The 26,053-nt window shown below is 55.7% G+C and carries 21 protein-coding genes and 1 pseudogene; 6 read left to right on the top strand and 16 right to left on the bottom strand.

From position 1 onward, the window contains the following. Positions 1–95: 95 nt before the first annotated feature. Both BLR08_RS06000 and BLR08_RS05995 read left to right on the top strand, forming a co-directional pair. Entirely contained in the window at positions 96–242 is a 147-nt protein-coding gene (locus tag BLR08_RS06000) for a DUF4023 domain-containing protein (RefSeq protein ID WP_072327422.1), read from the top strand. Positions 243–646: 404 nt separating this feature from the next. Beyond that, a complete protein-coding gene (locus BLR08_RS05995) occupies positions 647–2,800 on the top strand; it encodes a HelD family protein (RefSeq protein WP_072327423.1) in 2,154 nt (717 codons plus the stop codon). 214 nt (positions 2,801–3,014) lie between these two features. On the opposite strand, the gene BLR08_RS05990 is transcribed toward BLR08_RS05995, so the two are convergent. The 11 genes and pseudogenes from BLR08_RS05990 to BLR08_RS05945 all read right to left on the bottom strand — a co-directional run bounded on the left by BLR08_RS05990 (position 3,015) and on the right by BLR08_RS05945 (position 10,306). Further along, the gene (locus tag BLR08_RS05990) at positions 3,015–3,986 is read right to left on the bottom strand and encodes a cation diffusion facilitator family transporter (RefSeq protein WP_072327424.1); all 972 of its coding nucleotides are present in this window, start codon (positions 3,984–3,986) and stop codon (positions 3,015–3,017) included. Positions 3,987–4,136: 150 nt separating this feature from the next. After that, positions 4,137–4,598 carry a DUF2269 family protein gene (locus BLR08_RS05985; RefSeq protein WP_072327425.1) on the bottom strand — a complete coding sequence of 154 codons (462 nt, stop codon included), beginning with the start codon at positions 4,596–4,598 and terminating at the stop codon, positions 4,137–4,139. Positions 4,599–4,629: 31 nt separating this feature from the next. After that, entirely contained in the window at positions 4,630–5,151 is a 522-nt protein-coding gene (locus BLR08_RS05980; RefSeq protein WP_176835424.1) for a PadR family transcriptional regulator, read from the bottom strand. A gap of 204 nt (positions 5,152–5,355) precedes the next feature. Beyond that, complete coding sequence (locus tag BLR08_RS05975) at positions 5,356–5,727, bottom strand: iron chaperone (RefSeq protein ID WP_072327427.1); 372 nt, start codon at positions 5,725–5,727, stop codon at positions 5,356–5,358. Between the two features lie 14 nt (positions 5,728–5,741). Further along, positions 5,742–5,912 (bottom strand): WYL domain-containing protein, encoded by a 171-nt coding sequence (locus BLR08_RS31590; protein ID WP_083536561.1) that lies wholly within the window; start codon positions 5,910–5,912, stop codon positions 5,742–5,744. Next, positions 5,875–6,132, bottom strand: coding sequence for a hypothetical protein (locus BLR08_RS05970; RefSeq protein WP_256257364.1), 258 nt, complete (start codon positions 6,130–6,132; stop codon positions 5,875–5,877). Before BLR08_RS05970 ends, BLR08_RS31590 begins: the two co-directional genes overlap by 38 nt. A 191-nt stretch (positions 6,133–6,323) precedes the next feature. Beyond that, positions 6,324–6,587: pseudogene (locus tag BLR08_RS05965) on the bottom strand (excinuclease ABC subunit UvrA); the annotation flags it as partial. Between the two features lie 273 nt (positions 6,588–6,860). Further along, positions 6,861–7,430 carry a dihydrofolate reductase family protein gene (locus tag BLR08_RS05960; protein WP_072327428.1) on the bottom strand — a complete coding sequence of 190 codons (570 nt, stop codon included), beginning with the start codon at positions 7,428–7,430 and terminating at the stop codon, positions 6,861–6,863. A 276-nt stretch (positions 7,431–7,706) separates the two neighbouring features. Then, positions 7,707–8,699 carry a 2-hydroxyacid dehydrogenase gene (locus BLR08_RS05955; RefSeq protein WP_072327429.1) on the bottom strand — a complete coding sequence of 331 codons (993 nt, stop codon included), beginning with the start codon at positions 8,697–8,699 and terminating at the stop codon, positions 7,707–7,709. 56 nt (positions 8,700–8,755) lie between these two features. After that, on the bottom strand, positions 8,756–9,598 hold the full coding sequence (larE, locus tag BLR08_RS05950; protein ID WP_072327430.1) for an ATP-dependent sacrificial sulfur transferase LarE: 843 nt from the start codon (positions 9,596–9,598) through the stop codon (positions 8,756–8,758). A gap of 228 nt (positions 9,599–9,826) precedes the next feature. Then, positions 9,827–10,306, bottom strand: coding sequence for a glutathione peroxidase (locus tag BLR08_RS05945; RefSeq protein ID WP_072327431.1), 480 nt, complete (start codon positions 10,304–10,306; stop codon positions 9,827–9,829). A 190-nt stretch (positions 10,307–10,496) separates the two neighbouring features. Here BLR08_RS05945 and BLR08_RS05940 point away from each other — a divergent pair, with 190 nt between their 5' ends. The 4 genes from BLR08_RS05940 (at position 10,497) to BLR08_RS05925 (ending at position 21,260) form a co-directional block, all read left to right on the top strand. Then, complete coding sequence (locus BLR08_RS05940) at positions 10,497–11,798, top strand: AAA family ATPase (RefSeq protein WP_072327432.1); 1,302 nt, start codon at positions 10,497–10,499, stop codon at positions 11,796–11,798. Between the two features lie 126 nt (positions 11,799–11,924). After that, positions 11,925–13,646 (top strand): hypothetical protein, encoded by a 1,722-nt coding sequence (locus BLR08_RS05935; protein WP_072327433.1) that lies wholly within the window; start codon positions 11,925–11,927, stop codon positions 13,644–13,646. A gap of 543 nt (positions 13,647–14,189) precedes the next feature. Then, positions 14,190–19,781, top strand: coding sequence for an Ig-like domain-containing protein (locus tag BLR08_RS05930; RefSeq protein WP_072327434.1), 5,592 nt, complete (start codon positions 14,190–14,192; stop codon positions 19,779–19,781). A gap of 12 nt (positions 19,782–19,793) precedes the next feature. Then, a complete protein-coding gene (locus BLR08_RS05925) occupies positions 19,794–21,260 on the top strand; it encodes a glycosyltransferase family 2 protein (protein ID WP_072327435.1) in 1,467 nt (488 codons plus the stop codon). A 79-nt stretch (positions 21,261–21,339) separates the two neighbouring features. Here BLR08_RS05925 and BLR08_RS05920 read toward each other — a convergent pair whose 3' ends face one another. The 5 genes from BLR08_RS05920 to BLR08_RS05900 form a co-directional block, all read right to left on the bottom strand. After that, entirely contained in the window at positions 21,340–21,972 is a 633-nt protein-coding gene (locus BLR08_RS05920; protein WP_090585911.1) for a superoxide dismutase family protein, read from the bottom strand. 112 nt (positions 21,973–22,084) lie between these two features. Further along, positions 22,085–23,473: an MFS transporter gene (locus BLR08_RS05915; RefSeq protein WP_072327436.1), complete on the bottom strand. Its 1,389-nt coding sequence runs from the start codon at positions 23,471–23,473 to the stop codon at positions 22,085–22,087. Positions 23,474–23,681: 208 nt separating this feature from the next. Next, positions 23,682–24,350: a GNAT family N-acetyltransferase gene (locus BLR08_RS05910; protein ID WP_072327437.1), complete on the bottom strand. Its 669-nt coding sequence runs from the start codon at positions 24,348–24,350 to the stop codon at positions 23,682–23,684. Between the two features lie 23 nt (positions 24,351–24,373). Further along, a complete protein-coding gene (locus tag BLR08_RS05905; protein ID WP_072327438.1) occupies positions 24,374–25,237 on the bottom strand; it encodes a carbon-nitrogen hydrolase family protein in 864 nt (287 codons plus the stop codon). Then, a complete protein-coding gene (locus BLR08_RS05900; RefSeq protein WP_072327439.1) occupies positions 25,234–25,911 on the bottom strand; it encodes a class I SAM-dependent methyltransferase in 678 nt (225 codons plus the stop codon). The genes BLR08_RS05905 and BLR08_RS05900 overlap by 4 nt, the downstream gene beginning before the upstream one ends. Positions 25,912–26,053 lie beyond the last annotated feature (142 nt).

Here is a 26,053-nt window from a genome sequence, read left to right as displayed (position 1 = left end):
GCTCGGACTGGCTCCATCCCGCTGCCGACCGGTATGCATAGGCCGGCTGGGCGTTTGGGCAACCTATATGACTGACAAGAGAGGAGGGATTTCCTGTGAAGGACAACCTGAAAGGATCGACAGAGCAGTTCGTTGACAAGCTCCACGACACTCAGGCCAAGGATGAAAAAAACCGCGAGCATAACGGTGGAGGCCATCCGGAAGGCAAGCTGCCGAACAAGCAGCATCTGAACGGCAACTGATAGCGCTGTCCGCCAGCCGGACTCACGACCTCTCCGGGTCGGGAGCCGGCTTTTTCTTCGTGAAAGCGGATGACCTTCCTTATATTCAGCGGACTATCGGCGGCGAAGCCGGCATCAGGCGCGATAGAGCATGTAACATTCAGTCGGCTAAGGAGAGATGCTCTATAGAAGTCCGGCTTGACCGCCGCGCCGCCATCGTATTGCGTTATCTGTGAGCCAGCATCGCCGTTTTTTCGCCCTCCCGTTCTTCCCTTCCATGATAAGACGAATACGCACCCGAAGCAACTTCAGCGGCGGCCACCGGCCGGCTGGAAGGTTACAGTTGCCGCCCGGAGCCAGGATGTGGTATACTCTTCAATCTGTTGACAGTTGTTGGAACATAAGGAGAACGGGAGGACAATCAATTGGAAACCGCTTTGCACCAAGCGTATCAAGAAGAGCTGGATCGGCTGGCACGCACGATTCGGGAGATGGAGGACCATCTCAGCCAGCTGGAAGCCGTGCCGCGATACACCGGGCACGATGTGTCGGAGCAGGTCCTGGAATCCATTCGCGAGAACAAGCGGCATAACTTGGCCCACGCGATGCCGGAGCCGTATTTCGGCCGGTTGGACTTTCAAGAGGCCGGCAAGCCAGAACCGACACCGTTGTATATAGGTAAATTCGGTGTCGAGAAGGCCGATTCCCCCGAGCTTCTCGTCATTGACTGGCGGGCGCCGGTAGCCAGCTTGTTCTATTCCTTCACAGGCGGTCTCGACTCCGCCGCCTACGAGTCGCCCGACGGCACGGTGGAGGGACTGGTTTATTTGAAGCGCAATCTGGCGATCCGCAAGCGCATTCTCCAGCGTGTGGTCGATACCTTCGACCGGGAGCAGGATGCGATGGCCGTCACCGACGAATTTCTGCTCTACCGGCTGGGCGAAAACAAGGACAACAAGCTGCGCGACATCGTCTCTACGATTCAAGCGGAGCAGGATGCCATTATCCGCGCCGGCAAAAATGACGCTCTTGTGATCCAGGGCGTTGCCGGAAGCGGAAAAACGACCGTTGCGCTGCACCGGCTCGCCTTTCTGTTATATCAATACCGCGATCAGGTGAAAGCGGAAAAAATGATCATTTTTGCTCCAAACCGGATGTTTCTCGACTATATTTCAGGCGTGCTGCCGGAGCTCGGAGTCGGGCATATCCAGCAGACGACCTTCAGCGACTGGGCGCTTGAATTGCTGGACCGGGAGGTCGCGTTATCCGACCCGGCGGAAAAGCTGAACGAATGGTTCCGCGTCGGTCCCGAGCGTCCCGCTGCGGATGATCAGGCTCCCGGACGCCTGAAGGGCTCGCTTCGCTGCATGCAGTGGATCGCCGATCATCTCGACGCGTATGAACGACAGGCCGTGCCGCAGGAAGACTTCCATCCCTGGGAGGGCAAGAAGCTGCCGGCAGCGGTTATCCGGAATTGGTTCGAGGTCGAGAACAAACATGAGCCGCTGATGAAGCGCCGCGAGCGCGTGCTGGCACGCATCAAGCGCTGGGCCGAGATGGAGCTTGAGAAAATATGGGAGGTTCATCTGCGCAAGGAATACAAGAAGAAGCTGTCTTCGCGGCTGCGCGATTACGGCAAGCGCTGGACGGCTTATACGCCGTTTACCTTCTATAAGGAGCTGTTCGCACCTGAAGCCGAAGCCGCCCCATTTGTCCGGGAGGTTACGGGACGAAGCGGCTTCCTTCTGCCGGACTCGGTGCGCGAAGCTACGCTGCGGCTCGCCAAGAAGAAAAAGGCGCAGCCGGAGGATCTGGCCCCCATGCTATTCATCCGGGAAAGGTTCTTCGGCATCCACCCGGATCTCCGGTTCGATCATACGGTGATCGATGAAGCGCAGGACTTCTCCCCGTTCCAGGTAGCGGTGCTGAACCGCCATACGAAAAACGGCTCCTTTACGATACTCGGCGACTTGTCTCAGGGCATTCATGCCTATCAGGGCGTACACCGCTGGGAAGAGCTGCTTGAGATGTTCCCGGCAGACAGCCGCGGCTTCTTCACCTTGAACCGCAGCTACCGGTCTACGATGGAGATTATCCACTATGCCAACGCTGTGCTGGAACGGGCGCCCGAGCCGCCTGCGACACTGGCTGTTCCGGTTTTCCGGAGCGGACGCGAGGTGACAGTCGCGGAGGTGCAGGAGCCCGCCCTGATCGATCGGCTGGCGGACGAAATCCGCGCCTTCCAGGCCGCTAACGACAACGGCACGCTGGCGATTCTTACCCGTACCGAGCAGCGAAGCAGCCATATTTACGAGCGATTGCTTCAAGCCGGTTGCGAGCATGTGCATCGTATCGGGGCCGGACAGCAGCATTATGAGGGCGGCGTCTCCGTATTGCCCGTGTACATGGCCAAGGGATTGGAGTTCGATTCGGTCATCATCATCGATGCGGACAGAAAGCATTACGAGCGAACCACCTGGGACGCCAAGCTCTTATATGTCGGATGCACCCGCGCGCTTCATGAATTGAAGCTGATCTATAGCGGCGAGGTCTCACCCTTGGCCTTGGCAGCGATCTGATTGCTGCCCTCGCCTCGCTCCCCTCGTCTTGCTTGAGCAACACGCCCCGCCTATATGCGCAGGCCCCACGCTCATGAATGCAGCGTATGTCATCCGCAGAACGTACAGAAAGGCGCGCAGCCGGCCGGCTAGCGCGCCTTTCCTATAGACAACGGGCTTTGCATTTGCTGCCGCCGGCCGCCTGGTATGTAGTGCCTACGTTCAGCTCGGCGGATCAGGTCGTCGCCTTCTCCGGGTTCCAGTCCATGATGCCGTTATCCTCCAAAATGCCGAGCGTCACATCGGATATATCCGGATCAGCCAGCAGCTGGTCGCGAACCCGGAATTTGATATCGTCCGCATCGGCCAAGGAGAAGCCCTTGCGCAGCTCGATATAGCCCTCGACGTGGTAAGTGCGGCCTTCCTGGATAATCCGCAGCTTGTTAATGTCGGTAACATCCGGATCATTCAGAATAATTGCGGCAATTTTCGTTTCCACCTCTACCGGCGCGGCAACCCCGATCAGACCGACCATATTGTCATATCCGACCTTGAAGGCAACCCCGACCATCAGAAATCCGATCAAAATCGTGGCGATGCCGTCGAACAGCTTGAAGGGCGTGAGCTGAGCGACGATAACCGCGATTAATGCAAACAGCGCGCCGGATGTCGCTACAATGTCCTCGTAGAATACCAGTCTCGTCGGAGGAGCGGCTCGGCCCACATTCCGGAAGGCCGCCGGGATAACCGCCGCCCCCTTGGCATCTACCCGGGTTTCCTTGACGATTTCCTTCATGGCCTTGATGAGGATCGCGCCGTCCACGGAGATCGAGATCAGCAGCACGATGAAATTCAGCCAGAAGCTGTGGCTTTCAGCCGGATGCTGCAGCAGATGCCAGCCTTCCTTGACGGTCTCATAAGCCATGACCGTAACTACGATAACGGCAACCATGCAGAAGATGTTGATGATGCGGCCATAGCCCACCGGGAACCGGCGGTTCGGCTGCTTCTCCGCCCAGACGCTGCCCGCAAATACGAAAGCCTGATTCACCGCATCGGCAACCGAATGCATGGCCGAAGCAAACATAGCGCCGCTTCCGCTAAAGGAGGCGGCGATCGCTTTTAACACCGCGATGCCCGTATTGCCCAGAGCCGCCGCCGCGGAGGATGTATTGCCTTTTTTCACCATTGCCCAAAAATTCCCCATAATCGTCTCCCTCGCCAATCAGGATAAATAGTGTAAAACTATCGGATGCAAGCTTGCATTCCTCTCTATCTTACCCGATTTCGGCGCCTTGCTACCGGACATTTTCCATAATTGCGAGAAAAAATCTCGCATCTGCCGCCAAAGGCACGGTTAGAACGGCTTATTCAGCATCAGATACAGCACGACGAGCGGGATGATCGTAACCAGGGTGCCAAAACTATCCCATAATCGAGAGGCTTTGCGGTACGAAGGAGTAAGGCTTCCTGCGGAGGCTGACAAGCTGCTCTCGCGAATCATCGCCCGCTGAGCCGGCAGCAGCACGAGCAGCCAGATGAGTCCGCTGAGTGCGAACAACCCTTCCGAAGCGCTGACCCAATTCCATTCGGTAAGCGGATAACCTCGCTGGGCGGCCAGGATATGACCTGTCGCCAGCAGCAGCACAATGCCCGGCAGCGTGAATATATAATCGGCCAGCATCACATTGCGGGTCACCCGATGCAGATGCGGAAGATCGCCTCCCCTCTCCGCCTTCAGCTTCCAGAATGCCGCCGTCACAATATTCCCCAAAAACATCATAGCGCCAACCACATGCAAAAAAATCAAAATCCCCATTCGTCTCCACTCCCCGTTTGTTATCAATTTACTACCCCTCAAGCTCCTTCTGCAGACGCTGCAGCGCCTCTACCTGCCCTTGGTGATATCCGATCCCGTACAGCAGAGAAAGCTTCGTCGACTTAGGCATATGCGCCTCATGCTGCTCCATCAACAAAGAAAGGCGCGACAGCTTGCTGGTATGCTGCTCCAATCCTTGCCTGATCCAGTCCGCAAGCTCGGCGTCCTCCTCCTCGGTTCCGAAATACAGGCGCATCGTCAGGTCCGAGCGGACCTTATCCTCGATCAGAGGACTTTGCAGATACAGCGCCAAAGCCTCAATGCCGGCTTCCGTAATCGTGTAATCATGCCTGTTTGGGCGGTCTGTCTGAACGATCGTATGCTTGACGATCAACCCCTCTTGCTCCAGCTTGTTCAAGGTGGGATAGACGCTGCCGTAGCTGGCATCGAAGAAAAACGAGATATCGCCTTCGAAGCTCTTCTTAATCTCGTAACCGGACATAGCTCGCGTGCGCAGCAGACCGAGAATGACATACTTCGCTTGCAATTGCATTTGAAAAAACCACCCCTCCTGGTTCATATGCATATAATATATATTAATAATATGAATATAAGGCGCAATTGTCAACAGGCTTATTTCGTCCTGCGGGTAAGATGTGAAACGGCAGCCGATCCTATGCTCGGCTGCCGTCAGCAAGAGGCACGACTCTGCTGTCCATTTCTTCTTCATCGCGAACAGGTGTATCTTTACTTACTACTACTCTCTCCAAAACGTGGAACAGTTAGCCTTTGACAAAATATTGAAATCAATCATTTTCTCAATTAGTGAGTAATCAATCGGACTCTTCCACGGGAAGCGAACCAACTCTTTAGTGTAGTCAAGTCCAGCCTTCACAATGTCATCCTCTAAATGAGTTATTGTATAACTTTCAGGTGATACTGCTAAATGCTTTTTAGAAGCACTAAATCCAATAATAAATGTTCCGTGATCCGTAAACATCGGTTGTTTCCATTTTATCACTTCATCTAGTTGGGGATACTTTTGTCTAATCCAAGTAAACAATTCCTCCATTTTTTCTCTGTGGTTAGGGTCATCAATCCGCCCTAAAAAATCAAAAAAATCTTCCATTATGATTCCTCCCACTATAAAGTAATGTTTTCTCTTATTTTCTCATAAAATCTCACTTTAAACAAAATCGCTGCTAGACTCAGGCGAGAGATGCGATAGATACGCATGTCACCGCTTGATTCTGCGATCAAATACAAGACGTTTCGTTTAGCGACGATACCGAGCGGATTGACGATCCTCTCCACACTCTCTTCGTCTCTTCGGTAACGATTCCCTCAACTGATGCCAACCAGCCCCATCAACTAGCATCCGCTGACGCACCTTTTCGGCATTCATTTTTATTTCCGTCGGGGAGGCGGCCAACAATTTTTGAATGGCGACATCAAAATGATCTTTAATGCCAAGGTCATCCAGCAGATTGGACGGATTGGTAAGCTGAAACGATAAGATCTCCTCTGTTTTCATCCCTGTCAGATTTGTCCGGCACCCAAGAGTGGTTTTCTGTGACACGCACTCGGGACGAACTATCCATGCTGTGTCCGACGTCAGCAACCCATAACCTGGATAAGGTCGAATCCGAGCAGCGAAGGCGTTGCATTCAGGTGGCAGATGTGTTGGATTTCGGATCAACAAGGATTCTATATTTCGTTGTAACCTCAGGAAAATGATTCCTGGGTGGCTTCTGCCTTGCGCAGATATGTCCCCGTTATCAAATGCTTGGCACCAGCAAGCTGGACAGGCGTGCCTTCGAATACAATTTGGCCACCCCGGTGGCCGCCCTCTGGACCCACGTCAATGATCCAGTCCGCACTCTTGATCATATCCAGATTGCGTTCGATGACCACCACCGTGTTGCCCCCGTCGACCAAGCGGTTCATAATGTCCATCAGACGAGAAATATCGGACATATGAAGTCCGGTAATCAGCGAGCCGCATTCTGGGCACATCCCGGCCGGGTCGTTAAAGGAGAAAACATGCGAATGACCGGAAAACGGTTTGCCGATTCTGAAGAACAGCAGCCGGGGCATCGCATAATTATCCATGATGTGCCGACAGTCGAACTGGAGGTGCCGCCGAGTCTCTTCTAAATCTATGACAACTGCCGTAAACAAGTTCTCGATGAGATCGGCATCTGGCTGGCTAACCGGGGCAGCCGGCTGCGGATGAATGCGGAGAAAGTTCTAATGACGCTATCATTGACGTTCATGGCCCCCACCGTCCCAATGGTAAATGAGCTGTACAAGGCCTGAGGAGAACGTTCTTGTATGAGCCAACTTTAAATTCAACCGTTGTTTGATATCTGCAAACAGCGGTTTCCCTTCTCCTAACACCACGGGGTGAACGGATAATCTAAATTCATCCACAAGTCCTAATCGGATAAACGTTGTAATCAGACTTGCTCCACCATATAGCCAGATGTCTTTGCCGGGTTTCTGCTTTATTTTATTTACTTCTTCAAGGATATGATCGTTAATAAATACGGCCTTATGATCCGTCCCCTGCTGCGCCCTGGAAAACACATATTTCTCTTTGCTATGAACCAATGCCCAAAATTGTTTGTCAGCATCCGAATCCTCATGATTCGGGGTGAATTGTCCCCATTCGTCATAGCTTTTTCTTCCATAAAATATGGTATCAACTTGATTTAAAAATTGATTAAACTCCAGTTCAGGATCCATAATGCACCAATCCACTTCACCATTTTTTCCCTCAATGAAACCATCCAAAGTAACTGCCAAGTCTAAAATGATTCTTCTGCTCATGATTTACTGCTCCTCTCGTTGATCTACTATTATTATAGAAATTCATTATGTCATCTTGTGTCATATTTAAAACAACTTGCTTAATAAAACTTTTTAGCTCGGTACTCAAGTGAGAATGATGCGGCAATCGTGGCTGTTTTCTTCAAACCGGTCTCTACAATCTCGCATGTCAAAAAGGCAGGCCGGCGCATCCGGTACTCCTTCCTGCCTTCCACTATTTCTATGCTCGCAGAGATATCCCTCGCTGCATACTCCACCCCGTCCGGGTGACGCTTGCTACAGCAAATGCTTCAGCTCGGGCACAACATGTGCCTCGCCTTCCCCGGTCAAGACCGCGACCAGATTGCGCGCGCCAAGCATCGCCATATCGAAGCGCGTAGCATGCGTCGCCGAACCGATATGAGGGAGAGTAACGACATTCGGCATCGTGAAGAACGGATGATCCGCCCGCGGCGGCTCCGGATCGAATACATCGAGGCCGGCCCCCCGGATAACGCCGTTCTGCAGCGCTTCGACTAGGGCGGCTTCGTCGACCGTCTGTCCCCGGGAAGCGTTGATAAAGATCGCGGACCGCTTCATGAGCGCGAAATGCTCTTTGCGGATCATATGCTCAGTTTCCGGAGTGAGCGGCGTCATCAGCACGACGAAGTCCGAGACGGACAGCACCTCCTCCAGCGTGGAGTACACCGCGCCGTATTGCTGCTCCGCCTCCGGCTTGCGTGAGCGGTTATAGTAGTGCAGCTTCATCCCGAAGCCATGCACAGCCCGTTTGGCGATGGCCTCGCCAATCCTGCCCATCCCGATAATGCCTACAGTCCTGTGATGCACGTCCACGCCGAAATGAGCATCTTCGGGAAGCCCTTGGCCCTTCTGCCACTGCCCTCGCTTCACATAGGTATCCAGCTCCGGGATGCGGCGGGCCGCAGACAGCATCAGGGCAAGCACCAGATCGGCTACGGTATCATCCAGCACATAAGGAGTATGCGTGCCTATGACTCTCCGCTCTTTCATCGCATCCAGATCGAAGTGGTTGTAACCGACGGAGATGCTGCTCACCGCGCGCAGCTTGGGCGCCCTCTCCAGCAGCTCCCGGTTGATCAGCGCCCCGCCCGGCATCAGCAAGCCCTCCGCATCTCCCAGCTCGGAGAGCAGCTTCTCGCGGGAGGCGCCGCCTTGTCCGTCCCACATCCGGCAGACGGCATGCTCCTCCAGATAGCTCAGCACCTCTTGCGGCACCGGTTTAGAAATATAAATGCTAGGCTTCGTCATCTTGCGAAATCCTCCTTGGGTGCTGGTTTGACTATATCCCGTTCCTAAGAAATGACTCAAGCATGTAAAGCTTGCTCCGACGCAGGCAATACTTCATTCAGACTGCCCGACCGGTAGCCCAGCAGATCCAAAGTCACGTAATCATAGCCGATCTCGCGCAGCTTCGCGTATACCGTCTCCGCGACCGGCAGCAGCTCGGCCAAGTCCGACGACGCCACCTCAATACGGGCCAGATTGCCGTGCTGACGAACGCGCACCTGACGGAAGCCAAGCTGCATGATGAAATCCTCCGCTTGGTCGATCATCGACAGCTTGCGCGCCGTAATTTCCTCGCCATAAGGAATACGCGACGACAAGCAGGCAAATGATGGCTTATCCCATGTGGCCAGTCCGAAGCTGCGGGACATATGCCGAATCTCCGACTTGCGGATGCCCGCCTCCAGCAGCGGAGCCAGCACCCCGCGCTCATGCGCCGCCTGCAGGCCAGGACGATGCTCGCCCAGGTCGTCGGCGATCGCGCCGAACACGACATAGGGATACCCTTTGGCTTCGGCGATCGGTATCAGATGATCAAATAATGAATTTTTACAGAAATAGCACCGGTTGGTCGGATTTTCGGCATATCCCGGAATGTTCAACTCGCTGGTCGGAATAACTTCATGAGGCGCGCCCAGCGACTTCGCCAGCGCGATCGCTTCCGCCTTCTCCCGTGCCGGGTAAGTCTCGGAATCCGCCGTAATCGCCAGCACATTCTCCTCGCCCAGCGTATCCATCGCCGCCTTCAGCAGAAAGGCGCTGTCCACGCCGCCGGAGAAAGCGACCACTACCCGCTTCATGTCGCGCAATATATGTTGAAGCTTTTCGTATTTACTCTCCATGCTGACACCAGTTTCTGCCATACGTTCGGCCTCCCTCTTCATCCATGACGGCTCCTGCCGTTTATGCACACGTTTTCCGTCCCATAGATCCCAGCGATTTAGATCTACTGTAGCCTATTATAGAACGTTTTGCGCCGGGAGGAAATCGTTTTATGCCGCGGCCGGCAAAATAATGGAATCCCGCCGCTGCCGCATAACGGCACGGATGCCATGCGCCGTCCCTGTTATGCGGCAGCAGGCTCAGGCAACCTATCCGAGCAGCTCCTCGATATCGGCCTTCAGCTCGGAAGGCTCCGTTCTCGCGCCAAATTGCTTCACGACATCCCCTTCGCGGTTCACGAGAAATTTGACAAAATTCCATTCGATGTCTCCCGTGCGATAAGGCTCAGGCACGTTGTCCACCAGATACTTGTATAACGGATGGGCATTTGCGCCTTTTACATCGATTTTGGCGAACAGAGGGAAGCTTATGTTGTAGTTCAGCTCACAGAACTGCTTGATGTCTTCTTCCGTCCCCGGCTCCTGACCGGCGAACTGGTTGCAAGGGAAGCCCAGGACAACGAGTCCCCGGTGCGCATAAGACTCGTGCAGCTCCTGCAGTCCCTTATAATGAGGAGTCAGGCCGCAAGCGCTTGCCGTGTTCACAATCAGGAGCACCTTGCCGGCATAGGCCGACAGCGGTTGTTCATGGCCATCGATCGTTCTGGCGGTAAACTCGTACACATTCATTAATTGAAGTCCTCCTCTATACTCTTCTGCCGGGCGTATGCAAATTCCGCAGCCGCGTCTTTCTCATTGTAGCATGCCTTGGAGCGCGTAGACAAAGTAAAGCGACTTGCTCAAGTTAGAGAATTTACACCGGGTCTGGTACAATGAATCGAGTCAAGATTACGACGTAACGAAGGGAGTTTTCTCGCAGATGAATGATATAGAAGTCATCCAACATAAGCTTGAGCAGGCTATCGAGCAGCTGGAAGCACGCTTTCTGGAGCGGGAAGAGCTGATCCGGATTCTGTTGCTCGGCCTGATGGCCGGAGAAAACGCGCTGCTGGTCGGGCCGCCCGGCACCGCCAAGTCGCAGCTTGCCCGCGCCGTCGCCCAATTGTTCGACGGCGGACGCTGGTTCGATTATTTGCTCACCCGTTTTACGACACCTGATGAGATGTTCGGGCCCGTCTCACTCCGTCAGCTCAAGCTCGATCACTATGTGCGTCAAACCGACGGCTATCTTCCGTCAGCCGAATTTGCCTTTCTCGATGAAATTTTCAAGGCCAATAGCGCTATTCTGAATGCCCTGCTGTCGATTCTGAACGAGCGGATCTTCTTCAACGGTCAAGACAAGCAGCAGACCCCGCTGCGTTTCCTGATCGCCGCCTCCAATGAGCTGCCCGAAGACAATGAGCAGCTGGAAGCGCTGTACGACCGGTTTCTGATCCGGTATGAAGTCGAATATATGAAACAGATGTCCAGCTACGAGCGCATGTTCCAGCTTACGGACGAGCCGCTTGCTCCCGTACTCTCGCTGTCCCATATCGATATCGTGCGCAACGCCTCCGTCAAGGTCGTTCTGCCGGAAACGTTGATCTATATGCTTTATCAGCTGAAGACGGCCATGGAGGAGAAGGAATTCCGGCTCTCCGACCGCCGCTGGCGCAAAATTGGACAAGTGTGGCAAACCTCGGCCGCTCTGAACGGCCGCACCGAGGCGAATGTGTGGGATACCGTCTTCACTCCGCATATGCTCTGGGATCTGCCGGAGGATTATACGACCCTCCATGATCTTTTCCAGCAGGCATTCCAGGAAACGTTGAAGGCCGAAACTGAACGTGAGCTTCCGCTGAGACGCTATGACCGGATCGCCAAGCACTGGCTCGCTCAAGAGGATGCGCTGCATGCCTTCCAGTTCAAGAAAGAGATCGGAGCGCGGCTCAGCCAGGAGGAGCAGCTCAAGGCCAAGGCAAACCTGGAAGAATGCAAGCTGGAGCTGGAGGAAACGGCCCGCGAGCTTCAGGGCAAGCTGGTGCAATGGCTGCAGCGGGAGAAGGACTTGCCGGGCTATATCCGCAACCGCAACTTCCTGGTTCTGCAGACCGCCCATTATGCAGTCAAATACACCCATCTGCGCATCCAGGGCGAACGCACGCTGCAGTCGCTCCAAGGGCTGTACCGCACCTTGTTCGACCGGGAGCTCCCAGGGATTGAATACGACTACACCCTCTAAAAGTCCCGTAAACAAATGGCCGGGGAGCCGATTGGGAGTTGAAACGGCAAGTGGAGACCCCGATCGGCCGCAGGCCGCGCGTTATTCGCCGGACTTCCAAAGCCTTACATGAAATGAGGTGAGCTGATGATAATCCGCGCCGCCAAGGTCGATCGCTATGTGTTCGACGGGTTTGTGACAAATTCCCGCGCCGCTCAGGAGTGGATGCGCGAGGTCAAGCTGCGCACCGCGTGGTTTACCGTGGAGCTGCTGGCCGATTTCTACCATTGCTTCTATCTGGCGAAACCCGAGGAGGAGCCGTATGCCCAGGCGGAGCCCTTCCATCGCTGGATGGTCAGGGAGCTGCGCAGGCAGCATTTTTACCGCAAGCTGCATCCTCTTACGGCCGGGCAAGCGAACGCTTCTTTCCGCACGGCGTTAAAGGCTTTGATGTGGCTGACCTCCACCTTCGAGGAGGAGGTCAAACGGCGCAAGCAGGAGGAAGCGCAGCTTCGCACGATCGGTCTCAGCGAGCGCGAGCGGCAGCAAGGCCGGCAGGAGCAGGAATCTTCCACGGTGCAGGAGCATCTGACCGCCAAGCAGATTGAGCGCCTGAAGCTGGTCGGCTATACGCTGCAGCAGGGCAAGCAGAAAGTGGAGGACAAGCAGGCGGCGCTCGATGCGAAACCGCTGGTCGCCGGCGAGGTGCAGCTTCTTAAGGAGCGCGTCCGCTCTCTGCAGGAGGAGATGCGGACGGACTTCATGCGACGCGACAAGCTGAGACAGAAGCTGGCGAAAGCGGAGCAGGAGCTGAAGGACGCGGAGAAGCAGGCGGAGCGGCTGCGCCGCAAGGAGCAGGAGACGTTCCGGCAGCTGGATGAGCAGCTCGGAGATTGGCTGGGCCGTGCCCTCTCGGAATCGCTGGAACGCGAAGAAAACGCGGAGACGGACCTCTCCGAGCTGCTGAAGGCAAGCCAGCGTATAGCGAACAGACGGTGGGGCAGCGACCTGGGGCGTCTGCACCGGCAGCAATACGCCCAATACCTGGAATGGATCGAGAAGCTGAAGCGATACCCCGATCTGCTGAGCTTCCTGCAGGAAGTGGGCCGCCGTCTGCAGCAGCTCAAAGCTTCGCGCAAGCAGGCCCGTTCGATCCGGATGCCGGAGAGTTATGACGATCTGCGCCAGTCGGGCGATATTGCCCATATGCTGCCAAGCGAGGCCAGCCTGCTCTCCGATCCGGATTATGAAAACTACTTTCTGGTCAAGTGGCTCGAAGGCAAGCTGCTCAGCTATAACATCTCGGGACGGTCCAAGGAGCCGGAGAAAGGGCCCGTAATCTGCATGCTCGATACGTCGCATTCGATGCGGGGAGCCAAGCTTCGGGTAGCGCAAATTTTCGTCGCTACCTTCGCCGCTTTCAGCATGCTGGAGAAGCGGGACTTCCTGCTGATGCTGTTCGGCGCCCGCGGCGAGCTGCTAGAGCGGCCGCTTTATTGGCGAAAGCCCGATTGGGCGGCGTTCTACGCCCTCTCTCAGCTTGCCTTCGGGGGCGGGACCCACTTCGACGCTCCGCTGCGCCGGGGCATCGAGCTGGTCGGCTCCGAGCCCCGCTACCGGGACGCCGACTTCGTCATGGTGACGGACGGCGTCGGAGCCGTCTCCGCCCCTGTGCGCGACGCGTTGGCGGAGCTCGGGAAGACGAAGCGGGTTCGGCTGCATACGTTGATCGTAGGGACGGCGCGGCAGCATCTGGTTCAGCGCTACGATCTGCCGGGCGTATCGCATCAGGTCCGGTTCGCCGCCAGCTGGGAATCCCAGCAGCAGCATGACCTGCTGCTGGATGTATGCCGACCGCAGCGAACCTGATGGGCTGTCCAGCCGGTCTCAAAGCTCTGCTGTCTTACGAAGCCTCCGCGGGATTGCAAGCCAACACCGCCGCGGTCCGTAAGGCGGCAGAGCCTCTCGGCTCGCGCTTTTCGCTGTTAACCCTCAGCTCCTTTTCCTCCCGCTTCGCATTGTTAAGCCTGCAGCCCCACTCCCCTCAGCTTCCGCCTCCCGCAGCTAAGCCCACAGCTCCATTTTCTCCAGCTCGCGCCGCTTGACATCGCCATTGCCCTTGTGCAGCCTTGTTCCCTATACGGCCGAACGAACGTCAAACATTACGTCGCTCTCCTATCTTCCGCATCCGCAGCCGAATCTCTCATTCTCGCATGTCTTCGCATTTGTTTCCCGGATATATAGTTTAGCGGGACTGAATGCCCCGGTCGCCGCTTGATCAACCAGTTCCTGGAACCTAGGACCTTTCGGTTAAATTTATCACTTTTGGCCTTTTTTTCGTAAAGGGCAATTCTATTTTCCACTATATTCATGGTAAGATAGAATTACAGATTTGACGAAATGAGGTTTACCATGTCGAACAAAAATAAGCATGTCCCCCCGTTTGCCCTTAAGGCCTGGAGAGGTCTTTTGGCCGCTTCCCTGGTTATAGCCCCCGCCTCCTATCCCGCTGCATTCGTGCATGCAGATCTCTCTCCTCATCCGGTGCATGATATCGTCGCGCTGCCCGGCGAGCATATGAAGCTTCAATTAAAAGATTTGTTTGACGGCAACAGCGGAGTTTTCCAGCTTTCGGGCACCGAGGACGACGAGCAGGTGGTATCCGTTAATTTGGATACGCATGATCTTCAGCTTTTCTTCCGGCAGCCGGGCCAAGCTACATTTACGGTCACCCTGAATGGCGATAGCCGTCAAGTCGCCGTCAATGTGCTTGAGGCTGCCAACGAAGGTCCGATGGATATCGGCGACCTGGTCCGCTTTATTAACGCCAACCCGGAAAAATTCACCGACCGCTCCTCGGTCTCCACTTATCTGCAAACCGTAGCCCCCGGCGAGGTTCAGATGAATCATGCGCCTACGGTGAGTCAAGCTACTTATTCGCTGCGCTACACGTCCGGCTATACGCTGGACATGTCGGCCTTTTTCAACGATTCGGACGGCGACACGCTGGACTATGTGGTTCTTCCCGCCTCCATGAACGGCATTGAAGCCTCGCTCTCCGGCAGCGTGCTGACATTGACCGGGACACAAACCGCGAAATCGGCTTTTACCGTGTACGCGATGGATCCCAAAGGAGCCTTTGCATCCATCAAGCTGCTGCCGAATACGCCTCCAGCCCCCCTTTCGGTTACAGGCAGCGTGTATGCGGCCGTCTATGAACAGCCCCAAGCCATCTCCCTCTCTCCATATTTTATCGATATGGAAGGCGACGAGCTCAGCTACCGGGTAGCCGGAGTAACCGTGACCGATTACACCTACAATGGGCAGTTGACCCCTCTTGTTCCGTTTATCAATCCCGGAGAGAGCATACTGCGCTTCAGCGGGCAGCTCGCAGCCAGGACAGATATCAGCATCATCGCGGGCGACGGCCAGTATGAATCCGAGCCGTTCCGGCTGACGCTGGACCCGTCTCCGTCTGCCTATAACCGGCCGCCGGTCGGAACGCCCCTGTCGCTTTCGGCGTACAAAAATTCCTTGCTATCCTCTGTTACGCTCAGCACATACTTCCACGATCCGGATGGCGATCCGCTCACCTATTCGGTATCGCCGTCTACTTCCGGCAACGTCACGGCTTCTATAGCGAACGGCATCTTGTCGTTCAGCGGGAAGATCAAGGCCAACGCGACCTTTACGGTCGTCGCGACAGACAGCCACGGCGCCTCGACCAGCGCAGCATTTACGTATACGCTGGATAATCGCGCGCCGACGGGTTCGCCTGTCACAGCCGTTGTGTACAAAAATACCGAGCTGTCCTCCATAGCACTCGCTTCGCATTTTACCGATCCGGATGGCGACTGGCTGACGTATACGGTATCCCCGCCTACTTCCGGCGGCGTTACGGCTTCCATTACGAGCGGCGTTTTATCCTTCAGCGGACAGTTGGCCGCGAATGCAAGCTTTATTGTTACGGCGAAGGATGCTCAGGGCGCTCAGGGCAGCGCCGCCTTTACGTATGTGCTGGAGAACCGGCCGCCGGCAGGCACGCCATTTACTGTTCAAGTGCCTCTGTATACGACTCCGGACTCCGTAACGCTGGCCACCTATTTCTCCGACCCGGATGGCGACGCTTTGTCTTACACGGTTACTCCCGGAGCCCCCGAATCGCAGAACGGGCTTGCGGCCAGCATTATTGACGGCATCTTGTCGTTTAGCGGAGCGATCACAGGCCCGTCGGAATTTGTGGTCCGGGCTTACGATGGAGGAGGACTTTTCGGCGAAGCCGTCTTTGCGTATGACATAGCCAATTCGGCTCCGATTGCCGCCGAGCCGGTTGTCTCCTTGAACGTTCATAACGAGGTGCCGCCCATCGATCTGTCCGCCAACTTCAGCGACCCTGATCTGGACGAATTGACCTTTACTGTCGATCCGCTGGAGGCCGCCAAACTGCCGGCTTCGATAGAAAATGGCTATCTTCTGATAGACGGCATGCCGGAGGATATCGTCTCCTTCACCGTTACCGCAATGGACCCGAGCGGCGCTTCGGCAAGCGCGGTGTATCAGCTGACGCCGTCGAACACTCCGCCAATCGCAGAGCCGCATACGGTGACCGGCGCCAGATACCATGCTCCAGACCCGATTGATCTGACCGAGTTTTTCCAGGACGACGACGGGGATAAGCTGACCTTCAGCCTAACTTCAACTGAGGAAAGCGGCGGATTAAACGCATATATCGAAGGCAATCATCTAAATTTCTCAGGAGCCCAAACCGCAACAGCCGTATTCACTGTGACCGGAACAGACCAGATGGGCGGCACGATCAGTGCTATGTTCACGATCGAATTAATCAATCAAGCGCCTACGGGTTCATCGAGGAACGAAACGGTGTTTAAGAATGACGAGCTTGTGTCGCTTTCCTTGGACGACTACTTCACCGACCCGGATGGCGACGAGCTGACTTATACGGTCAGCCCGGACGAAGCGGGCGGGATTACCGCTTCCATCGAGAGCGGCGTGCTTTACCTCAGTGGATTGATCCAAAGCGACGCCAGCTTTACGGTAACGGCGACGGATATTGGCGGCGCCGAAGCCACCGCGACCTTCAGCTATTTGCTGGCGAACCGCAAACCGGAAGTTGTCCAGGTGCCGGATGCGATCAGCACACCTAGGAACGGCGCGCTGACCAGTATTGATCTGAGCGCATATTTCTCCGACCCGGACGGCGACGAGCTTTATTTTGAGGTTCTGCCTAATGAAGAAGTAAATGGCATTACCGCTCAGATAAACGGCGGCGTAATGTCGTTTATCGGCTCCATAACGGAAACGACGACGTTCACGGTGCGGGCATACGATCATTCCGAAGCGTATGAAGAGCTTGAATTTACCTTCCTTATAGTCAATCAGGCTCCTATAGCCGGGGAAACGCTTATTACCTTGCAGGCGCACAATGAAGTGGGGGCCATCCATCTGCCGAGCAACTTCAGCGATCCGGACGGCGACAAGCTGATATTTACTGTTGACCCAGCCGTTACAGGCGATCTTACGACAAGCATCCAAAGCGGCAATCTTTATATCACCGGCGTTCCCAAGGAGCAAGCCTCCTTCACGGTTACGGCTACGGATGAGCGCGGAGAGTCGGCTTGGGCCGTTTACACCATAGTTCCCGTCAATCAGGCGCCAACCGGCAGCCCGGTCACCATTGCCGGTACCTGGAATGAAACGCCTGCGACAGTAGACCTCAACGACTATTTCCAAGATTCCGATGAGGATGAGCTTCTGTTCAGCATAGCCGAGCCTACAACAAGCGGCGGATTAACGGCTTATCTGGAGGGCGGGCATATGCTCTCCTTCACCGGCAATCAAACAGCCGAAGCCCGATTCGAGATCACGGCGGCCGATATCATGGGCGGGTACGAAACGATCACTTACACGATAGAGCTTCATAATTTGCCGCCCGTCGGCGAAGTGCTGTATTTGGACGTAGGCCGCAACAGCTATGCAGCTCCGATCAGTCTGGCCGAGCTTTTCGTCGACCCGGAAAACGACCCTCTTACCTTTGAGGTGGAGACTCTCTCCTCCGGCAATGTGCACGCCTCGATTTCCGGCAACCTGCTTATGTTTGAGGGGCAGATCGAAGCGGATGCCAGCTTCAGAGTAACCGCCACGGAATACCGCTACGATCAGGCGGCTCCTTTGTCGGCTACTGCAGATATTCATCTGCGAGCCGTGAATTCGGCTCCGGAGACTGCCAGTCCGGTGATCACCGACTACTATCATTACTTGTACGGCGAAGCTTATATTTATCCGGCCGTAACGCTGGCCCATCTGTTTTTGGACCCGAACGGGGACCCCCTGACCTTCAGCTTGAAGGACGGGGCGAATAGCGGCTTGTCGGAGGTTACAGTCAACGGCGTAAAAGCCACTATCATGCCGGATAATGAAAAAATCATGCTTTACTTTGGAGGCAATCCGACGAACGTCGACGAAGCGATTGAATTTACAGTCGTGGCGGCGGACGGTCAAGGCGCTGAAACTCCGTTAACCTATCGCCTGGCGTTTAATCACGCTCCCGAGCTTGTGGACCCAGAGGGCGGCTCCGAAGGGCTGGCTTATGTATATATCGATCATACCGGAACTATCGAGGACCTGGATCTGAATACCCTGGTTGACGATCCTGACGGCGATCCCCTTGCTTTTACTTATTACGAGGATGATTCATACACGGACGGACTTAGCGTAACGCTTAGCGGCTCCACGCTTAGCTTCGAGGGGCGTCTGAATAGGGAAACTCCCGAACCGGAGCTTGCCCTTCATCTCCAGGCCGACGATGGAAAAAATGGAAGGATCGATTTTGTTCTGCTGGCCAGATACCGCAGCATTCCGGTAGCGAGTGAGCCCGAAGTTCGCGTCAGCTATTTGAAGGAACAGCCGGCGGGCGCGTTAGCCCTAAGCTCCGTCTATAATAGATTTTACGCTACGGATGGCAATGAGCTGTTTTATGAGATTTATGAGCCTGAAGGCGAGCCGCTTCCCGACGGGTATCATGCCGAGCTTGCATACCCTGACGGGCTGCTCCATGTACAATTAAGCAAAGACAGCTCGGTTGAGGTCGAGACCCCTTATGTTCCTGTTCGGGTGCGTGCTCACGGCGCCCACGGCTTCGCCGAAATCGTATATGTATTTCAGTTGAATCAGGCACCGGCTTCTCTGCTGCCATCTAACGTAGATATTTACCCGGAGATCGGCATTTTGAATCAGCGCGAATTTTTTATGGACCCGGATGGTGGAGATTCGTTTACCGTAGAGATGTCTATCACAGACCGGGGGTATGACGGCCAAAATTACTGGCTTGGCATCACCGGCGGGAGCTACGAGCTGATCGGACTGAATCCTTATCTGGAAGACGGACTGAACGGGATCATCAGCTTTACGGCCACAGACAATCATACGCAGTCCTCGCAGCAGACCGTCGAATTCCACAAAACGGCTGCTTCAGAGGTCATCCAAATGCCGGACAAGCGGTTGTCTGCCGGAACGGAGCTGACGCTCAAAGACTTGAGCACCCGTTATTCGCTGGACACAATACACAAATTCAAAGCTTCCAGCGATGATCCGGAAGGCATGCTTGTTTCTATATCCAACGATGGCCAGGACTTGACGCTTGCCGCCGAGCATGCCGGCACGTATCGGATCACCTTGATTGGAACGGCTGCGGACGACACCGGCTTCATCGATCAATTTTATGTGACGGTAACAGAGCCTGAAATTTTCGGCTCCAGCTTGACCATTAGCAACCCGTTCGGCACGGAAGCCATCGTTAATCGCGATTCGGTGGAATCGGAGAATGCGAATTTTGCAGCTGTGCTCGAGGACGAAGCTGATCCTGACCTGCTTCAGCTGCAGGTGAGCGTTGACGAAGGGGCAGCGTTCTTGGAGAATACGTATTTTATCCTGTACTCCAACGGTGCGATCTACAAAATTCGCTTCTATTCGAATACGACGGCTTAAGGGTAACGGACGATGACTATATCGAACAACCAACCGCCCTCTTCGAACCGTTATGCCGGAATCATCGGGCATCTGCAGCATCGCAGATACGCCGAGGCGGAGCGGGAAGCGATCCGGAAAATCCGTCAGACGGCTCTCCATCCGCAAGGCTGGACGTTGCTGGGCGAAGCTCTGCTCCATCAAGGCTTCGGCTCGGCGGCCCGTCTTGCGTTCGACCGCGCCTGGCTGCTCGATCCTCAGGCCGATTGGGTCGGCCGAGTGCGCCGCCATCTCGGCGAAGTGCCGGGCGGCCCCGAACGCGGCGATATCCGGCAGCTGCTTCAGACAGCCCGCCCTACCGTAGCAATCGGAATTATCGCCAAGGACGAGGAGAGGACCATCGCCCGGTGTTTGTCCAGCCTGCGCGGTGCGGCCGACGAGATCGTGCTTGTCGACAGCGGCTCGACCGACCGGACTTTGGCCATCGCCGCAGAATTCCCTGAAGTCAAGATCGTGCATGCGACTTGGCGGCAGAGCTTTGCCGAGCTGCGCAATGAAGGTCTGCGTCATATGAACGCGGATTGGGTGCTGTGGATCGATGCTGATGAGTACTTGCATGAAGAGGACGTACCTGCTGTCAGAGAGGTTGCCGGTTTATTCGATTCGGCGCCTCTGACGCCTATTTTATATATCTGGCAGGTGAATCAGGTTCGGGGGATGCTGAAGCATGAATTTTCCCAAGCGAGAATGTTCCCGCTGCGCCGCGGCTTAAGCTACCACGGGAGAGTCCACGAACAAATCGGGCCGGCGAATGGGGATTCATTCACCTTCGAGGCGTATCGTCAGCCGGTCCGCATCCGGCTGCTGCATGACGGGTACGAGCCCTCCGTGGTGGCCGCCAAAAACAAGCTGAACCGCAACCTGGAGCTGCTGGCTATGATGACGAAGGAACAACCCGAGCACCCCGGCTGGTGGCTGTATTATGCCCGGGAATCGCTGGCCATGGGCTTTCGCGAGCAGGCTTCCGCCGCTCTGGAGCGCGCGGAAGCTGCCGCCCGGTATGTTCCTTCGTTCGCCCGCCTGCTGGATATATATATGCTGACCGCGAAGCTCCATGCAGCCGAAGGAAATTGGAATGCCGTCGAGGAAGCTTGCGACAAGGCGCTGGCGCTTCATCCGGATTTCCCCGACGCCTTGTTCTACCGGGCGACGGCGAAGCTGAAGCAAGGTTACGCCCTGTACAGGGAAGCGGAAGCCAATCTGAAGCAGTCCAAGCTGGGCTTCTCGACTTATCGCGGCACGGTAAGTCCCGATCATGAGATCGGCAGCTGGAAGGCGGATGCCTCGATCGCCGATATCGCCAGAGCTGTCGGCAGATTCGGCGACGCCGCCCTCATCTATCATCAGCTGGCCGAGCAATTTCCGCAGGTGGACAGTTTGAAGAAACCCAAGAAGCTGATCGATGAGCAAAGAACTATCCTGAATAAGCTGTACGATTAAATAATCGCATGCCAACAAGCACGCAGTCTCCCTTTACGGAAAGGAGCTTGCGTGCTTGTTGTTGGTATTGGGTTCTTCCCTAGTCCGCCTTGATCACGCCGCAGGCGATCCTTGCTCCTGCATTGCCGGCAGGTGCCGATTTGTAATCGTCCGGCTTCTCGTGAATGACGAGCGAGGTTCCGCCTTCCTTCAGCAAGGAGTTAGGCTTGCCGGGTTCAAGTGTAACAGAACCGGCCACTACATCGATCCGCGCTTTACCCTGCGCGTCTGCGACAAGATTGGGCAGATCGCCGGCATGCGCTCCGCCCTCGCTGTGCATGCCGTGGGTATGTCCGCCAGGGTTTAGATGCCCGCCGGCAGATGTAAAATCGGGAGCGACGCAGGCGCCGGATTCATGAATATGAAAGCCATGCTCTCCAGGTTTTAATCCCAGAGCTTCCCCCTGCAGTCTGACGCCTTCCGGTGCCGGAGTCAAAGTCACTTCGCCGGCCGCCTCCCCCTTTGTACCCAGCAGCTTGATCCGGACGGCAGCAGCCGATTTGTCAGCCGCCATCACGGCAGTGCTTCCTTCAGACCTCGGGGAATCATATCCGCGTCCATGCTTCGTATCAGCTCCCATCCACGGGAGCATCGGGCTGTCGCAGCCGGCCGCGAGCAGCAGCGGCAGCGACAGAACGACCGCTCCAAGCCTGCGGATCGTTTGTTTGTTCATTTGATCATCTTCTCCTTATTCAGCAGCATTTGGCCTACTGACCAGTGTTGCCGGGTTGGAGCAGATTTAAACGAACGCCGACGGACGCAAGCCTTCATGCCTGCGGCCCCGGCTATCCCGCCTTCTGCACGACAAGCTCCTTCCTCCTGCCGAACAGCAGCGCATACAGCAGGATCACGACGGCAAGGAGCAGCGCAAGCAGCAAGAAAATATTGCTGTACAGCACGCCGCTCTGCACCGTGACCAGCGGATTGAAGCCAACCGAAGAACCTCCGAAATCCAGCACTTTGCCGATCACAGCTGTAGCGGATGCACCCGCAATAAAGTTCAGCATCGAGAACAATCCCATCCCGATCCCGGTCTGCTCCCTGGACAGTGTGCGGGAAATCGTGTTGGACATGGCAATCTGCATGAAGGTTTGCCCCACAAAGCCGAAAATCAGAAACAGCGCGATCCAATAAGGGGAAAGTCCGGCCACGGTCGACATGGCCAGGAAGCAGATCATCAGCATCCAGGCCGCCGTATAGACGAGAAATGAATTGCCGCGCTCATCGGCGAGCCGCCCTCCCCTTCTCCCTAGCAAAGCGGATGAGATAGCCGCCGGAAACATCAGAAAGCCGATGACAGCCGGGGTGACGTGATTGACATGGGCCAGCAGCTGCGGAATCGTATAGCCGATGCCGAAGCTGAAGCTGGTGGCCAGGAAAGCGATCATGAGACCGTAGACGTACGCCCGGTTGCGAAACAGCGCCGGTTGTACGAAAGGCTCGGCCGCTGTCCGAATCCGCACGATAAACAAAACGAGCAGCAGCACGCCTGCGCCGAGCAAACTCCAGGCGGAAAGCGTAATAGCGAGCAGCAGAGCAGCTACGGAAGCGGCCAGCAGGAAGCCGCCGACAAAGTCGATCCGTCCGGCTTGACCGCGTTCGTCATCCAAGTATTTGCGGTAGAACGGCAGCGTGAGCAGCGCCAATATCGACAGCGCAAACAAAAGGCGCCAGCTGGCAAAGCTCGTGACAAACCCGGAGACGATTGGTCCGAGGGCTCCGCCAAGAGACAGGCCGATCGCCGTCGTACCCAGAGCGCGTCCGCGCTGCTCGGGGGCAAAGTAGCGGATGGGGATGATCATGGCCGTCGCAGGAATGACAGATGCCCCGGCCGCCTGCAGCACGCGTCCGGCGATAACCATCCAGAACTGGGTCGCTGCCAGGCCCATAATCGAACCCAAAGCAAAGACGATAAGTCCGATCGTAAGCAAATCCTTCAGCTTGTACTTATCCGCGAGCTTGCCGAAGGTCATCGATCCGATCGCATACACAATCATATAGCTGGTTATGATCCAGCTGACCTGCGAGGCGGACAACTGGAACTGCTTGCTGATCTCGGGAAGCACGACATTAAACATCGAGGCGTTCATAACGGATAAGATCAAGGTGAACACAAGCACCTTAAGCAGTTTTTCTCCGGCCTGAACTTGCTGGCGTTGCGGTATGGCATCCATCTGGTTTCCTTCTTTCTGTCCGAACCTCGTCAGCTGCGAAGACGGCTTTAGTGTATGTACCATTATCACCCCTAAAACATACTTAGTCAATAAATATGTATATAAAGTTTTATGAAGCTTGCATGCCGCTTTATGACAGATGTCCGCAGCTATAAAAAACAGCCTGCCCAGGGTTTATGCCCTATGCAGACCGTCTTGAACCTTTCGTTTATCGGGAATAAAACGGATTTTTCCACTCCATCAGCATCGCATAATTCCGCGATTCCTCGTCTTCCAGATAGTCGGCTGCAAGCTTCAGCGGCGTGCGTCCGCATTTTAACAGGAAGCTCATGACCGGATCTTTGCGCTTGCCCTGCAGCACTTCCTCCACATACGCTTCAGGCGTCATCTCCTCCGCGACCCGGCCGTAGCCCGGGAGCCGCCCGCCGCCAAGCAGACGCTCGCGGTTCAGCCGGATGACCACCTCGTACATCGAAAGCATCAGCCATTTGCCCAGTCCCAGCTTGCGGTACGCAGGGCGCGCCCCGATATCGACCACGTACAGCGTGTTTCCGTCCGGGTTGTGATTCGTGATGTAGCCGGAATCGGTTATTTCCGCCCAGCTGTGATCTTTGTCCTGCGGATCGTAATGAACGAGCAGGCCCGTCATGGATGCGACGACCTCCCCTTCGACCTCCGCGCACAGAGCGCCTTCAGGAAACAGCCTCATATGATTGCCGAGCTGCTCTCTGTTCCACCAGAGCTCTTCAGGGAACGGAGGCGGGAAGCTTTCCTGCTGAATTCGGATCATAGCCTCCATATCCTGCTCCGTATACGGACGAATCACGGTTTTCCTGGGACGCTCTCCGTCAAACACGTACAACTCCTTACGGTACATGGTCATCTCGCCTCCTGTCTGCGTTAGCTCCAATCCGTGTACAGATCCGTCCGGCGGTCGCGCCAGGTAGTGACAGAGCCCTTCTCCCGCACCTCGTAGAGCAGCTGCAGGTCCAGATCCCCTGTAATGATCATATCGCCGTTGATCTCGCCTGCCGTCATGATGCCTCCGGGCGGGAAGGGCACGTCATTGGGCGTAATGATCGCGGCCTGTCCATAGTTGCCCCGCATGAAATCAACAGTCGGAAGCGAGCCCACCGTACCTGTCGTCACGACGTAAACCTGATTCTCGATCGCGCGCGCATGGCAGGTGTAGCGGACGCGGTGGAAGCCGTGCCGGTCATCCGTGCAGGACGGGCAGAAGATGACGTCCGCCCCGCGCGCCTTGGCCATCCGGACAATCTCCGGAAACTCGATGTCATAGCAGATCAGCAGCGCGATCCGCCCCTTGTCCGTGTCAAATACCGAAAGCGCATCGCCTGCGCCCATCCCCCATCCCTTCACTTCCGATGGCGTAATATGCAGCTTGCGCTGCGTAACGATCCGTCCATCCGGGTAGAACAGGTAGGCGGCATTGTACAGCTTGCCGTTCTCCTCCACGATATGCGTACCGCCTATCAGATGCATGCCGGTGGAGCGGGCCAGGCGGCTGAACAGCTCCTCATAATCCTGGGTGAAGCCGGGCAATGCCGTAATCGGCAGCCCCTCCCGGCGGTTGTCCGGCTTGCCGATGGACAGCAGCTGCGTGGTGAACAGCTCCGGGAACAGAACGAATTCGGCGTCGAATTCAGCGGCTGCTTTGACATAATGTTCTACCTGAGCCGCAAACTCTTCGAAGCTTGCTATTGTATGCAGGTGATACTGGACCACGGAAACTCTCATTTTCATACTTGCTCTCTCTCCTCTTCTCCCTCGTATGGAACAAGGCTGTCTTCGATGGGATCAAAAAATAAGATATGCGGCTTCTTCACGCACCAGGTTGTCATGGAGCGCTGCCGTTCCACCTGAACGGTTTTGATCGGCTCGACAAACAAGCCGTGCAGCTTGTCCGTCCATTTGTGCAGAAACTCCAGGTCGGCCAAATACCGCTCGGTGCCGTCAGGCAGCGCAAAGCGCCGGTTCCCCAGCGGCACCACGAGATCCTCGATCCCTATGGTGGAGGCCAGCCGCACGAAAAGCAGCCCTCCCGGCTTGAGCACGCGCCACAGCTCCGTGATCATCTGCCTGAAGTGCTCGTCATGCTCGGCGAAATGCAGCACGGCGCATGCTACCACCGCGTCGAACGAATCGTTGGCGAAGCTCAGCTTCTCCAACGGCTCTACCCGGAATCGTTCCTCCAGCTGCTCGCCGGTCAGTCCGTGCGCCAGACGGCGCACGGCACGGATGGCTTCCGGGGAACGGTCGACGCCGTAGGCTTCATAACCTTCCCGCAGAAAATAACCGAGATTGCGCCCTTCTCCGCAGCCTGCGTCAAGCAGCCGCATACCGGGCACGATACGACCCTTCAATAACTGGTCGAACAGATAAATATCGATCAAGCCGAACTGCTCTCTAGGATTCATGCCCCCGCTCGCTTTCTTCCCTTATAAGGCGTTGTACGCTATTATAGCACGTTCGGATAGGCTGCTCCACGCCGTAAGATGATTTTCATAGAGTTAGCGCTTCCCACTGAAATATGGTACAACAAATAAAGACTGTATGTCA

Source organism: Paenibacillus sp. cl123 (assembly GCF_900101595.1).
In the GTDB taxonomy this organism is placed as follows: Bacteria; Bacillota; Bacilli; order Paenibacillales; family NBRC-103111; genus Paenibacillus_G.
The sequence above is the reverse complement of the archived record's forward strand: the minus strand, read 5'-3'. Positions and strand labels throughout refer to the sequence as shown.

Bases quoted from the DNA above. Each gene is read 5' to 3' on its own strand.
- larE (WP_072327430.1), bottom strand. From the start codon at position 9,598: ATGGCAGAAACTGGTGTCAGCATGGAGAGTAAATACGAAAAGCTTCAA.
- BLR08_RS05905 (WP_072327438.1), bottom strand. From the start codon at position 25,237: ATGAAAATGAGAGTTTCCGTGGTCCAGTATCACCTGCATACAATAGCA.
- BLR08_RS05985 (WP_072327425.1), bottom strand. From the start codon at position 4,598: ATGGGGATTTTGATTTTTTTGCATGTGGTTGGCGCTATGATGTTTTTG.
- BLR08_RS05990 (WP_072327424.1), bottom strand. From the start codon at position 3,986: ATGGGGAATTTTTGGGCAATGGTGAAAAAAGGCAATACATCCTCCGCG.
- BLR08_RS05910 (WP_072327437.1), bottom strand. From the start codon at position 24,350: ATGTACCGTAAGGAGTTGTACGTGTTTGACGGAGAGCGTCCCAGGAAA.
- BLR08_RS05960 (WP_072327428.1), bottom strand. From the start codon at position 7,430: ATGAGCAGAAGAATCATTTTAGACTTGGCAGTTACTTTGGATGGTTTC.
- BLR08_RS05955 (WP_072327429.1), bottom strand. From the start codon at position 8,699: ATGACGAAGCCTAGCATTTATATTTCTAAACCGGTGCCGCAAGAGGTG.
- BLR08_RS05940 (WP_072327432.1), top strand. From the start codon at position 10,497: ATGAATGATATAGAAGTCATCCAACATAAGCTTGAGCAGGCTATCGAG.
- BLR08_RS05980 (WP_176835424.1), bottom strand. From the start codon at position 5,151: ATGCAATTGCAAGCGAAGTATGTCATTCTCGGTCTGCTGCGCACGCGA.
- BLR08_RS05925 (WP_072327435.1), top strand. From the start codon at position 19,794: ATGACTATATCGAACAACCAACCGCCCTCTTCGAACCGTTATGCCGGA.
- BLR08_RS05930 (WP_072327434.1), top strand. From the start codon at position 14,190: ATGTCGAACAAAAATAAGCATGTCCCCCCGTTTGCCCTTAAGGCCTGG.
- BLR08_RS05945 (WP_072327431.1), bottom strand. From the start codon at position 10,306: ATGAATGTGTACGAGTTTACCGCCAGAACGATCGATGGCCATGAACAA.
- BLR08_RS05975 (WP_072327427.1), bottom strand. From the start codon at position 5,727: ATGGAAGATTTTTTTGATTTTTTAGGGCGGATTGATGACCCTAACCAC.
- BLR08_RS05935 (WP_072327433.1), top strand. From the start codon at position 11,925: ATGATAATCCGCGCCGCCAAGGTCGATCGCTATGTGTTCGACGGGTTT.
- BLR08_RS05970 (WP_256257364.1), bottom strand. From the start codon at position 6,132: ATGAAAACAGAGGAGATCTTATCGTTTCAGCTTACCAATCCGTCCAAT.
- BLR08_RS05915 (WP_072327436.1), bottom strand. From the start codon at position 23,473: ATGGATGCCATACCGCAACGCCAGCAAGTTCAGGCCGGAGAAAAACTG.
- BLR08_RS05920 (WP_090585911.1), bottom strand. From the start codon at position 21,972: ATGAACAAACAAACGATCCGCAGGCTTGGAGCGGTCGTTCTGTCGCTG.
- BLR08_RS05900 (WP_072327439.1), bottom strand. From the start codon at position 25,911: ATGAATCCTAGAGAGCAGTTCGGCTTGATCGATATTTATCTGTTCGAC.